The 11,968-nt window shown below is 72.6% G+C and carries 11 protein-coding genes; 4 read left to right on the top strand and 7 right to left on the bottom strand.

Annotation, left to right across the window (positions count from 1 at the left end):
* Positions 1-37 precede the first annotated feature (37 nt).
* Positions 38-889 carry a formyltetrahydrofolate deformylase gene (gene purU / locus CXR44_RS18465; protein ID WP_101787296.1) on the bottom strand — a complete coding sequence of 284 codons (852 nt, stop codon included), beginning with the start codon at positions 887-889 and terminating at the stop codon, positions 38-40.
* A 213-nt stretch (positions 890-1,102) separates the two neighbouring features.
* On the opposite strand from purU, the gene CXR44_RS18460 reads away from it, so the two are divergent.
* Together CXR44_RS18460 and CXR44_RS18455 are read left to right on the top strand one after the other, a co-directional pair.
* Positions 1,103-2,038 (top strand): inorganic phosphate transporter, encoded by a 936-nt coding sequence (locus CXR44_RS18460; RefSeq protein WP_101787295.1) that lies wholly within the window; start codon positions 1,103-1,105, stop codon positions 2,036-2,038.
* A gap of 17 nt (positions 2,039-2,055) precedes the next feature.
* A complete protein-coding gene (locus tag CXR44_RS18455; protein WP_101787294.1) occupies positions 2,056-2,688 on the top strand; it encodes a DUF47 domain-containing protein in 633 nt (210 codons plus the stop codon).
* Positions 2,689-2,782: 94 nt separating this feature from the next.
* Here CXR44_RS18455 and CXR44_RS18450 read toward each other — a convergent pair whose 3' ends face one another.
* Positions 2,783-3,679, bottom strand: a complete 897-nt coding sequence (locus CXR44_RS18450) for a TIGR03620 family F420-dependent LLM class oxidoreductase (protein WP_101787293.1) — start codon at positions 3,677-3,679, stop codon at positions 2,783-2,785.
* 34 nt (positions 3,680-3,713) lie between these two features.
* Between CXR44_RS18450 and CXR44_RS18445 the strand changes: the two genes are divergently transcribed.
* The gene (locus CXR44_RS18445; protein ID WP_101787292.1) at positions 3,714-4,076 is read left to right on the top strand and encodes an ArsR/SmtB family transcription factor; all 363 of its coding nucleotides are present in this window, start codon (positions 3,714-3,716) and stop codon (positions 4,074-4,076) included.
* A gap of 51 nt (positions 4,077-4,127) precedes the next feature.
* Here CXR44_RS18445 and CXR44_RS18440 read toward each other — a convergent pair whose 3' ends face one another.
* Positions 4,128-4,919: a hypothetical protein gene (locus CXR44_RS18440; protein ID WP_101787291.1), complete on the bottom strand. Its 792-nt coding sequence runs from the start codon at positions 4,917-4,919 to the stop codon at positions 4,128-4,130.
* Positions 4,920-5,180: 261 nt separating this feature from the next.
* Here CXR44_RS18440 and CXR44_RS18435 point away from each other — a divergent pair, with 261 nt between their 5' ends.
* Positions 5,181-6,155, top strand: coding sequence for a zinc-binding dehydrogenase (locus CXR44_RS18435; protein ID WP_101787290.1), 975 nt, complete (start codon positions 5,181-5,183; stop codon positions 6,153-6,155).
* A 121-nt stretch (positions 6,156-6,276) separates the two neighbouring features.
* On the opposite strand, the gene CXR44_RS18430 is transcribed toward CXR44_RS18435, so the two are convergent.
* The 4 genes from CXR44_RS18430 to CXR44_RS18415 form a co-directional block, all read right to left on the bottom strand.
* Positions 6,277-7,905, bottom strand: a complete 1,629-nt coding sequence (locus CXR44_RS18430) for a tetratricopeptide repeat protein (RefSeq protein ID WP_101787374.1) — start codon at positions 7,903-7,905, stop codon at positions 6,277-6,279.
* 270 nt (positions 7,906-8,175) lie between these two features.
* Complete coding sequence (locus CXR44_RS18425; RefSeq protein WP_180903531.1) at positions 8,176-9,429, bottom strand: DMT family transporter; 1,254 nt, start codon at positions 9,427-9,429, stop codon at positions 8,176-8,178.
* A gap of 231 nt (positions 9,430-9,660) precedes the next feature.
* Positions 9,661-10,143 carry a GNAT family N-acetyltransferase gene (locus CXR44_RS18420; protein WP_101787288.1) on the bottom strand — a complete coding sequence of 161 codons (483 nt, stop codon included), beginning with the start codon at positions 10,141-10,143 and terminating at the stop codon, positions 9,661-9,663.
* Positions 10,140-11,696 (bottom strand): NsdA family TPR-like regulatory protein, encoded by a 1,557-nt coding sequence (locus CXR44_RS18415; RefSeq protein WP_101787287.1) that lies wholly within the window; start codon positions 11,694-11,696, stop codon positions 10,140-10,142. The genes CXR44_RS18420 and CXR44_RS18415 overlap by 4 nt, the downstream gene beginning before the upstream one ends.
* Positions 11,697-11,968 lie beyond the last annotated feature (272 nt).

The raw sequence follows: 11,968 nt of genomic DNA, 5'->3' as shown, positions 1-11,968 counted from the left end.
GGCCGCTCGTACGGCCCGCCCGGTCACCCCGGCGGCGTCAGCGGGGGAAGACCACCGTCTTGTGCCCGTCGAGCAGCACCCGCTGCTCGGCATGCCATCGGACGGCCCTGGCCAGGGTCACGCACTCGACGTCGCGGCCGATGGCGGCGAGGTCCTCGGGCGAGTGGCTGTGGTTGACGCGCGCCACCTCCTGCTCGATGATCGGCCCCTCGTCCAGGTCGGAGGTCACGTAGTGGGCGGTGGCGCCGATCAGCTTGACGCCGCGGTTGTGCGCCTGGTGGTAGGGCTTGGCCCCCTTGAACGACGGCAGGAACGAGTGGTGGATGTTGATCGCCCGGCCGGCGAGCTTGGCGCACAGGTCCTCCGACAGCACCTGCATGTAGCGCGCCAGCACCACGAGGTCCACCTGGTAGTGCTCGACCAGCGTCAGCACCTCCGCCTCCTGCCTGCGCTTGGTCTCCGGGGAGACGGGCAGGTGGTGGTAGTCGATCCCGTACGACTGCGTGAGGGGCCGCAGGTCGGGGTGGTTGGAGACCACTGCGGCGATCTCGATGTCCAGGGTCCTCTTGCGCACCCGGTAGAGCAGGTCGTTCAGGCAGTGGTCGAACTTGCTCACCATGATCAGTACCCGGGGCCTGCGTGCCATGTCGCGCAGCTCGAACTCCATGCCGAAGTCCGGCGCGAGAGCGGCGAAGGCGGCGCGCAGCTCGTCCTCGGCGAGTGTCGCGGCGAACTGGACGCGCATGAAGAAGCGCTGCTCGACCCGGTCGCCGAACTGCTGGCTCTCGATGATGTTGCAGCCGTGCCCGGCGAGCAGGCCGGAGACGGCGGCCACCACGCCCGGCCGGTCAGGGCAGGACAGGGTCAGGACGTACTCGGCAGGGCTCATCGTCGTACTCTCGCGAACGTGTCGGATGGGGGTAGGTGACCTGCGAAGGTTACCGCCCGCGGGGGTGGGTGCGCCTTGTCCACGCCGGCAGGAACACCAGGTCTACTCCACCACAATCCGACATTCCTCACAAAAGACGCCTGATCTCCATTATCCAGCCGATCATGGGTACTTATCCGATCAACACAGGGTGCGGGCTGGGAGGGGTGCCTGTTGGACGCCGTCGTGCTGGTCGCCGTCGCCGGCGTCTTCGCGATCGTGACCGGGATGAACGACGGCGGCGCCCTGCTCGCGACCGGCCTCAAGCTGCCCACCGTACGGCCGGCGACCGGCATCCTCACCCTCGTCGTCATGGTGGCGCTGGTGCCGCTGGCCACCCACGCCGTGGCGCTCACCTTCGTGAACCGGCTGGCCACGTTCGAGGGGCCCGGCGCGCGGACCGCCATGACGATCGCCGTGCTGTCCGCGCTCGTCGTCGTCACGGTGCTGAGTGCCAGGGGCCGCCCGACGAGTCTCACGCTGGCCATCGTCGGCGGGCTCACCGGGGCCGGTCTCGGCTGGGGCCTGCCGGTCTCGGCCGGGTGGGTGGCGCTCGTGCTGGCCTTCGGCCTCGCCGCTCCGTTCGTCGGCGGGATCGTGGCCTGGGGGGTGACGCGGCTGCTGGTCCAGACGACCACCAGCCGCGGCCTGTCGCGCTGGCACCGGGCCGGGTTCGGAGTGCAGACCGTGGCCTACGCCGCCAACGACGGGCAGAAGATGCTCGCCGTCTTCATGATCGCGATCGGGTTCCGGGACGCTCCGCCGGCGTACACGTCGCTGGTGGCGCTGCTGTTCGCGATCGGCTCGATGTACGGCCTGCCGAAGGCCGGCCGCACGCTCGGCCAGGAGATCATCGCCTCCCGGCCGTTGCACGGCGTGGCGGCGGAGCTCGCTTCCGGCCTCGCGGTCATCGCCTGCGCCCTGGTGGGCATGCCGGTGAGCATGACGCAGACGGTCGCCGGTGGCCTGATCGGCGCCGGCGTGGCCCAGGGCGGCGGCGGCCGCGTCCGCTGGTACGCCGCCGTCAAGATCGTTGTCGCCTGGCTGCTGACGCTTCCCGCCAGCGCCCTGCTCGCCGGCGTCGTGGCGTTCGTCCTGGCGAGGACATGAGACGCGAAAGGGGTGGGATGAAACGACTGCGACGCATCCGTGACCTGATGACGGGACGGATGGACAGCGCGCTGACCGAGGCGCTGCTGGGCCAGTTGGAGGCCACCAAGGAGGGGGCCTGGCTGGCCATGGCCATGATCGGCGGAGAGGTGGGGCGGACGGGTGCGCACGAGCAGATGCGCGCGATCGAGCACCTCGGCGACGAGGAGCGCCGCCGCCTGGTCGAGGAGCTCCGGACCGCCCTCGTCACGCCGATCGACCGCGAGGACCTCTTCCGGCTCTCGCGCTCCATCGACGACGTGCTCGACTCGCTGCGCGACTTCGTCCGCGAGTCGCATCTGTATCGCGTGCCCGACCAGATCCGCTTCTCGCCCCTGCTGGACCAGGTCATCAGCGGCATCGACGCCCTGGAGAACGCCGTCCGCGACCTCGCGTCGCGCCCCTCGGCCGTGGTGCACGACGCGCTGGAGGCCAAGAAGACCGGCGGCGCGATCAGGAGGATGTACCAGTACGAGATCTCGCGCATCTTCTCGGGGGAGCTGACGGCCGAGGCGATGAAGGAGCGTGAGCTGGTGCGCCGCCTGGAGATCGTCGGCATCGCCATCGGTGACGCGGCGGACGCCATCGCCGACGGCGCCATGAAGCGCTGACCGGCCGGCACGCCACCGCGCCGGTCGGCGAAGGCGGCCCGGTCAGGAGGCGAGAGGCCTCAGGTCCGGCTCGGGGGCGAGGGCGCGGAGCCGGTCAGGAGGCGAGAGGCCTCAGGTCCAGCTCGGGGGCGAGGGCGCGGAGCTGGAGGACGGCGTCGGCGAGGTCGGGGCCCGTGGCTCCGAGCGGCTGGAGCACCACGTGGTCGGCCCCGGCGTCGAGGTGGTCGCGGACCCGCTTGACCACGGCCGCGGGATCGCCCCAGGCGATGAGCGCGTCGACGAGCCGGTCACTGCCCCCGCCCGCGAAGTCGTCGTCGGCGAAGCCGAGCTCGCGCAGGTTGTTGAGGTAGTTGGGCAGCGTCAGGTAGCCGGCGAGGTGGGCGCGGGCGGCGGTCCGGGCGAGCGCCGGGTCGGTCGTGACGACCACCCCCTGCTCGGGGATGAGCAGCCGGTCGGGGCCGAGGATCTCGCGGGCGTGGGCGGTGTGCTCGGGCGGCACGAGATAGCTGTGGGCCCCGTCGGCCCGCTCGCGGGCGAGCTCCAGCATCCGGGGCCTGAGCGCGGCCAGGATCCTCGGCACCCCGGTGCGGGGCAGCGCGTGCGCGGCCTCGTCCATGGCGTCGAGGTAGGCGCGCATCGCGGCCAGCGGCCGGCCGTAGTCGTGACCGCGGGCGGTCACGAGCGGGGCGTGGCTCACCCCCACGCCCAGCAGGAACCGGCCGGGGAAGGCGTCACCCAGCGTCCCGGCGCCCGCGGCCATGGCCATGGCGTCACGCGCCCACAGGTTGGCGATGCCGGTGCCCACGGCGATCCGGCCGGCGGCCGCCAGCAGCAGCCCGGCGCTCACCAGCGGCTCGCCGCTGCCCGGCGCCTCGTACAGCCAGAGGGACCCGTAGCCGAGCCGCTCGATCTCCACGGCGGCCGAACGGGCCGCTTCGACGGGAGCTGTGTTCAGCAAGGGGTGCCAAACGCCGACATGTCCGATATCCACGGCTGCGCCCTTCCGCCTAGACTGTTCGACCGAGATGGAACACTACACCGGTGTTCGACCGCAGTCGAACAGAACACGCTCCCTGAGTCACACCTCGCCGGTCGAGGTCTCGCTCCAGGCAGCCCTGGACGCCCTGGGCGACCCCGTCCGCCGCCGGATCGTCCGCGAGCTGGCCGAGGTCCCCGACTGGTCGCGGCCCTGCGGCACGTTCACCCACCTGCCGGTGGCCAAGTCGACGCTCAGCCACCACTTCGCGGTCCTGCGCGACGCCGGCCTGCTGGAGCAGCGCGACGAAGGCTCGCGCCGGCTCAACCGGCTGCGCCGCGCCGAGTTCGACAGCCGCTTCCCCGGCCTGCTCTCCCTGGTGCTGGAGGAGCCGGGCGACGCCGCGCGGTGACACGCGGACGATGACACGCCGAGCGGTCGCCGTCGCCCTCGCCGTCGCCGGTCAGTCCTGCGGTCCGGGGTCCCGGTGGTCGCCCAGCTCCGCCAGGGCGGTGCGCATCAGGCCGCGCAGCAGCGCGCCGCCCGCCTTCTCGTGCTGCTCCTCGACCGGCAGCCCCTCGGCCACCCTGGCCTGGTAGACCTCACGCTCGCGCTCGTCGGTGTACGGCTGGGCGGTCAGGCCGACCACGACGCCGACCCTGCCGCCCCGGGGCAGCACGGCCACCGCGTGCGTGCGCAGCCACACCTCGTCCGCGCCGCCGTACCAGCCGCACTTGACCGCGGCGTCCGGGGCGGACAGCGCCTCCCGCACGCCGAACGCCTGGTCGGGGCCCACCCGGCGCATCCAGCCCAGGATCTCGTCGGCCACCGGGTCACCGGCGAGCGCCGCCTGGGCGAACACGGCGTAGGCGGTGGCGGCCTCGGCCGCCGTCACCTCGACGGACCCGAACCGCGACGGGTCACCGTTCGGCGCCGTCCACCGCACGCCGGTGCGCCGGTGCAGGTCGTCGAGGATGACGCGGGGACCGACGGAGAGCCACAGGGCCAGCGTGTCGGCGTTGGAGGAGACCACCACCGCCGGCTCGGCGTGCCGCCGCCAGCGCCCCTGATCAGCCACGTGGGCGGCGGCGGCCCAGGCGTACAGCGGTTTGAGCAGCGAGGCGCAGCGCAGCCGGGTCAGGCCCGAGGTGACGGTCACCGAACGGGCCGGTGGTCCGCCGTAGCCGCGCCCGATGCCGGAGACCTGGGCGGTGGCGCCCGGCCGCAGCTCACTCAACAGTTCGTCGAAAGCCACGGTGCAACCGTAGTCCTACGGGCCCGGCTCCCAGCGGCGTTCGCACCATTCGGCGGCGGGACGTTCGCCGGGCAGCGGGGTCACGCCGGGAGCGCAGCCCGTCGAGGGTGACTGCCGGGGCGCGCAGCGCGCCGAGGGTGCCCGGCCCGCTGGTGGTAGGGCCCGGCGGTCCGGGGTGCGGGCACGCGCGTCGCCGGGGCGAAATGCTCCGATATAGCCTTCCGATCGGAGCAGATCGTTCCGATGGACGTGGGGGTTGTCATGCGCGCGGTGGTGTTGAGGAAGTACGGCGGCCCGGAGGCGCTGGTCGCCGAAGAGGTCCCCGATCCCGTCCCGGGCCCGGGGCAGGTGCTCGTCGAGGTGGCGGTGGCGGGCATCACGTTCGTCGAGACCCAGCTGCGCGCCGACCGCGGCCCGCGCCGCGTCGAGCTGCCCGCCGTGCTCGGCAACGGCGTCGGCGGCACCGTGCTGGCCGTGGGCGAGGGCGTCGACGAGGCCCTGACCGGCACGCGGGTGGTGAGCACGCTGAACGGCACCGGCGGCTACGCGGAGCTGGCGGTGGCGGCGGCCGACCAGCTCATCCCGGTTCCCGATGGACTGTCCCTGGAGGAGGCGGTGGCGCTGCTGGCCGACGGGCGCACCGCGGTCGGCCTGGCGCGCGCCGCGGCGCCGCGGCCGGGCGAATGGGTGCTGGTCGAGGCGGCTGGCGGTGGCGTGGGCGGACTGCTCGTCCAGCTGGCGTCCGCCGCCGGGGCGCGCGTGGTGGGCGCCGCGAGCAGCGCCGCCAAGCGCCGCCACGCCGAGGAGCTGGGCGCGGAGCTGACCGTCGACTACACCGATCCCGGCTGGACCGACCAGGTGCGGGCCGCCGTCGGCGGTCCGCTGGACGTGGTCTTCGACGGGGTGGGCGGCGCCATCGGCGCGGCCGCGCAGACGCTGCTGCGCGACGGGGGCCGGTTCAGCTCGTACGGCATGGCGGGCGGCCCGATGACCGCGGCGGACCCCAGGGTGACGCAGGTCCCATGGCCGGAGGCGGACCCGCGCGAGCTGGCCCGGGAGGCGCTGGAGCTGGCGGCGGCGGGCAGGCTGCGCCCGACGGTCGGCGGCGTGTTCCCGCTGGAGTCGGCCGCCGAGGCGCACGCGGCGATCGAGTCGCGCACGGTCACCGGCAAGTCGCTGCTGCTGCCCGCCCGCGCCAGGACGACGTCCGGCGCGGAGAGCGCCCTCAGCCCCTGATCCACGGCACGGCGAACGTGACGGGCGCCAGCGGGCTGCTCCCCGTCTTCGAGTAGTGGTCAGCGGGCCCGCTCCCCGTCTACGAACGGTCAGCGGGCCCGCTCCCGTCTCCGGGTGGTGGTCAGCGGGCCCGCTCCTCGTCGGCAGCCGCCTCCGCCTCCCGGCCGAGCGCCCGCAACGCGACGGCCCGGTTGGCGTACAGGTCGGGCTGTGGTTCGAGGCCGATGGCCTGGGAGAGGTCCTCGACCGCCCCCTCCGGGTCGCCCGCCTCGAACCGCAGCACCCCCCGGTTTCCCCACGCCGCCGCCAGCCACGGGGCCGCCTCGACGGCCCGGTCCAGGGCGCGGCGCGCCTCGGCCAGCCGCCCGGCCGCCGTCTCCAGCTGGCCCAGCACCGCCAGCAGGTGCGGGTTGCCCGGCGCCAGCGCGAGCCCGGCCGTCACGTCGCGCCACGCCTCCTCGTCACGCTCCAGCCCGGCCAGCAGCCCCGCCCGGTTGATGTAGGCGTCGAGGCAGGACGGGTCGAGGTCGATCACCCGTCCGAGGTCGGCCAGGGCGCCGTCGAGGTCGCCTCGGGCGATCCGCAGCTCGGCGCGGTTGTAGTGCGCCTCGGGCAGCGGAGGGCCGGCCCGCATCGCGCTCTCGTAGTCGGCCAGCGCCTCGTCCTGGCAGCCCAGGCCGGCCAGCAGGTTGCCCCGGTCGAGGTAGTAGTCGGGGAAGCCGGGGTCGAGCGCGATGGCCGCCCCGTAGTCGGCCAGCGCCTCCTTCACGCGGCCGAGCACCGCCAGCAGCCGGGCCCGGTTGGCGCGCAGCACCATCCGGTGCACGGGATGCCGCTCCCCCAGCTCGCGGGCCAGGTCGAGGGCCGAGTCCACCAGGGCGAGGGCCGCTTCCGGCCGCCCCTCGCGCAGCTCGACCAGTGCCAGCCCGTTGCGGTCGAAGCCGAGCTTGAAGGCCCTCTCGTACGGGTCGGGCAGCAGGGTCGAGACGGCGACGGCGGTGTTGATCCACTGTCTTGCCGCGGCCAGGTCGCGCCGGGCGGGGTCCTGGTGGCGGGCGTCGAGCATCGCGAGACCGTACGCGCAGGCCGCGTGGACGGCCGGGTCCTGGCTCGCCCCGCGCACCCGCTGCCACACCCGGCGAGCCTCGTCCACCCGCCCCAGCCCGCCGAGCGCCGTCGCGGTGCGCTGGGCGAACCGCCACCACGGCTCGCCGCCCGGCTCGGTGCGGGCCAGTCCGCGCGCCCCGAGCTCGGCGACGGCGTGCAGGAACCCCTCGCGCAGGCACCGGTCCACGACCGGCCACAGCTCCTCGGGGCCACGCCGGTCCTCGGGCGGCTCGGGGCCGCCCGCGTAGACGACGATCTCCAGCACCTCCGGCGCGATCCTGCGCGTCATCACGTCGAGCAGTTCGGCGTCGGTGGGGTCTGCCTGGGCGCCGTTGCACACCACGAGCGTCGTGCCGTGCGGCACCGCCTCGCGGACGAACTCCGTGATGCCGTTGGCCAGCCGCAGCGTGCGGCGGGGCGCGGGCACGAGGATCCGCTCGTCGTCGGTGAGGCGGGCGTCGATGGTCTCCCGCGTGACCGGCACCAGGTCGGCCAGGCCGGGCGCGGCCGCCCTGATCTCGATGTCGTGGGCGGCCACCAGCTCCGGGGAACGTTCCAATGTCTCCGGCACGATCCGGTGCAGCAGGGCGGAGGCCACGGTGTACGGGCCGTGCGGTCGTCGGTGCCCGTCGATCGTCGGCATCAGCGGCCGCACGGCCCCCGCCGGGTCGGGCGGAGCGCCCGGTAACCGGAGATGGGTCCGGCGGCCCCGGCTCACCCCTTGTGGATGACGCTGGCCGTCCCGGTGAGCTGGGCGGTGCCGGGTTTACGCACGACGATGCGCTTCATGGTGTCCCCCTCCGAACACGGTTAGTCCAGCTTTATTCGACGATGGAACGTTTATCAAGTTTTCGGTCGAATGAGCGGGAAAGCCGGCTATAAAAAGCATCGGATTTTCTCCGAGCCGTCGAACCTAACCAGGCCGAAACCATGAGGGCCGGGGCGCCTCACCGTCCTTTTCCGCTGCTTCCATGAGCGCGCAGATGCAGCGCCCGGCGAGGGTGACCGATCGGCAGCAGCCCGGCCCCTGCATGTTACGGGCGCGGACGATGAGCGTGGCCCGCTCGATCAGCCGGTCGAGACTGGGCTGCCCGCTGCCCTTGGCGGCGTGCGTGCTCAGCCGGCACGTCTCGGCACAGGCGCCCTTGGAGAGGATGGGAAGGTCCGCGGGTCTGGGCCGGGCCGGCCGTTTGATCTTGAGGTCGGCCAGCCGTCTCGACGCCTGGGAGGACACCTCGAGCAGCGTGCGCTCGCGCGGCGGTCTCTCGGCCGGCACGACCGCGGGCGTGCGCGACGGTACGGCCAGCAGCATCGCCGCCGCCATGAGCCCACCGCCCACGATCATGCCCAGGCTCACCGGCTCGGCGAACCAGATCACCGCGATGGCCGCGACCCAGAGCGGCTGCGACGACATCAGCACCGCGCTCGGCACCGCCGCCACGTGGGCCTGGCCGTACGAGCGGGCCAGGAAGCCCAGGGCGCACGACACCACCGACAGGTGCGCGAGGATCCCCCAGTCGGGCAGCGTGGCCGGCAGGGCGATCCCGTCACGCACGGCGAGCACGCCGGTCAGGCCGCCGATGGTGGCGAGCTGGATGACGGTCAGCGCGTACGCCGGGAAGCCGTCGCCGCTGCGCGACAGCCGGGCCAGCAGGAGCGTGTGGCCGGCGTACAGCGCGGCGGAGGTGAGCGTCACCCCGAGCGCGACCATCGACACCCGCTCGTCGCCGACTCCCTGCAGCAGGGTGAAGACCGTCATCCCCGCCATGGCGAGCACCACGCCCGCCCACACCCGCGCCGGCACCCGCACCCGGAAGAGCACCAGCGCGAGGATCGGCGTGATCACCACGCTGCACCCGACGGCGAACCCGGACACCGCCGACGGAAGGCTCTCCAGCGCCACGGCCTGACCTGCCTGACCGACCCCGAACATGGCCCCCAGCAGCGCGCCCTGTCCCCAGGTCCGGCGCGACAACCCCCGAAGGCACCCGGGCCGGATGAGGAACAGGGTGAGCGCCGCGAGTGTGTAGCGCTCGGCGAGCAGGTCCTCGACCGGTAACCGGAGGATGAGGTCCTTCATCAGCGGGAACGCCGACCCCCAAGCGGCGCTGACGAACAACAGAAGCACGGCTCCCAGGAGGGGGCGGGGAGCGGCCACGACTGCCATGCCCAACAGCATGTCACTACATAACGCAGCCGCGGATGTACAGTCAGCAGCCGGTGAGGTTCCTCTACCACCGGGAGTGAAGAGCCTCACCCGGAGGCTCGTACATCCCTATCCGCAGGGGGTTTCGCACGGGAGCCGAATGGCGCGCGGACCCCTGGCGGGCGCGCGGCGGGCCCGACAGCACGAACCCCGCCACTACGGAGTGTAACCGGTGGCGGGGCGCTCGGGACGTCAGGCGGTGCCCGCGGGCACCAGTCGCTTCTCCATGTAGATCACGGTGAGGTCGCCGACCTGCTCCCGGGAGACCTCCCGCCACCGGTGCCGCTCGTACAGCGCCAGGGCGGCCTCCTGCCGCAGCGTGGTGTCACCGCGGAGGCTGCGGAACCCGAGCCGCGCCGCCCGCGCCTCCAGGGCGGCGAGCATCGTGGCGCCGTGACCCCGGCGCTGGTGGTCGGGGTGGACGCGCAGCCGGCACACCTCGACCGTGTCGGAGTCGACGGGTTTGAGCCCGCCCATCGCGATCACGCGGCCGTCGAGTTCGCCGACGAGGAAGTCGCCGCCGCATGCGAGGTAGATCTCCTGGATGCGCGGGAAGTCGTCGTCGTAGTAGACCCCGTCGCCGGGGAACAGACCGACCCCCGCGAGGCAGATCTGGTGCAGCGCCAGGATCGTGTCGAGGTCAGACCAACGGTAACGCCGGATCCGGAGCTTCATGCACCGCCAATCCCTTCGGTCGTGATCGGCTGCCTCAGCAGCGCCCGGTAGGCCGCGAGGCCCGGATGGTCGGGCTCCCGCTTGGCGATCGCCTGCTCCAGGGCGACGGCGGGACGGATGATGAAGTCGGTCAGGTAGTCGGGGCCGAGGAGCCGCAGCGCCTCGGTCGCGACGTCGAGCGCCTCGGTCAGCTCACCCTCGATGAGTCGGCACTGGGCCAGGTCGAGCCTGATCAGGGTCTGGTCGAGGATGTGGTCCTGGTACTTGTCGAGCGCCTGGTCCAGCACGACCTCGGCCTCGACCGTCTGGCCGAGCTTGGTCAGCACGTCGCCCTGGTAGAAGTAGAGCTGCCGCTCGGTGTAGCCGAAGGCCATGTCCTCGCGCTCGTCGCCCCTGATGTGCGAGAAGGCGGTGCGGGCCCGGGCCAGCGCCTTCTTGGCCTGGTCGACGACTTCTTTCTTGTTCTCGGAGCTCGACAGCATGGCCAGGGCGCGGGCCTCGACGACCGGCGCCATCGCCTGGGCGGCGCAGGGTGTCTGCCCGGCGAGGTCGCGGCTCTTCTTGGCGAGGTTGAGCGCCTCGCGGGCGTCGCCGTAGTAGAGCGGCACCAGCGACTCGCGGGCGATCACCCACGCGCGCAGGGCCCGGTCGCCTGTCTCGTCGGCCGCCACCCGGCCGGTGCGGAAGAACGACCGGGCCAGACGGTGGTCGCCGAGGTTGATCAGGATCATGCCGCTCAGCCCGGCGAGCTGGGCGGCCATCCGGCAGAGCCGGTCCTGCAGGTCGATCGGCTGGCGGTGCGACATGGCGGCGCGCACGGCGCTGAGCTCCAGCACGACGTCGCAGAGCAGGCGGAGGGGCGCCGTGGTCGTGTACTGCCGGCCGAAGGCGACGGTGGCCTCCTCCCACTGGTCGAGCATCGCGTAGGAGACGGTGGACGAGGCCAGCGTCTCGTCCATGCGCCGCCTGATCCCTTCGATGGCGCCGAGCACCGGCCCGTCGAGCTTCTTGGCGGAGTTGCCGTTGAGCATCTGGAGCAGCGTGCGGCGGAGGATGTTCTCGTCCTCCTGGTCGTCCGGCCGCGGCTCCTCACGCGGCGGCGGCTGGACGGCCTGGCGGGCGCGGTCGGCTGCCGCGCCTGCGGGCTCGCCGGGCTCGTCGCCGGAAGAGCCGGTCATGCGGTGGCCGTGACCGCAGATGCACGGCCCGTCGTAGCCGAGCGAGACCGGCTCGACCCGGTAGACCGTGCACAGGTAATGGAGGTATTCGGGTCCGGGTCGCTTGAGCCCGCTCTCGTAGGCCGACAGCAGGGTCTCGCCGATCCCGGGCGCCGGTTTGGCGTCCCGGTCGAACAGGGCGCGGACCTGCTCGATGACGTCGGCCAGCGCGATGCCGTGCGACAGGCGATGGCTCTTGATCTTCGTGGTGCCGAAGTGTGGCCCGCAGGCTTCGTGAATCTCTTCAGCGATCTGGGCAGCGGTCTGGCCGACGGCGAGCCCCTTGGCTCGGATCCGCCGTGCCATCTCCGTCTCCCGGTGCTGTCTGCCGGACATCCCGGCCCCTCTCCCACATGTCCCGTACGATCCGCGGTTGATTACGGATCGTAGCCTCCATGTCGCACTCCGCCTAGCAAACACTATGGACCATTGAGGACAGTAAGAAAACGCCGCCTTGAAGCTTACGGTTGAGGATCGTCCTCCCGCGGACTGTTTCTTAATACCCACGAGGGAGAAGCGACTCCCCGTAAGCACATGGGCCTCGTTGCGTAACCGGCCGACTTGAGTCATCTTTGGCCCACCAGCAACGATGCGAGGGAGGGACCCAA

The organism is Nonomuraea indica, from assembly GCF_002850745.1.
Lineage (GTDB): Bacteria > Actinomycetota > Actinomycetes > Streptosporangiales > Streptosporangiaceae > Nonomuraea > Nonomuraea indica.
The sequence above is the reverse complement of the archived record's forward strand: the minus strand, read 5'-3'. Positions and strand labels throughout refer to the sequence as shown.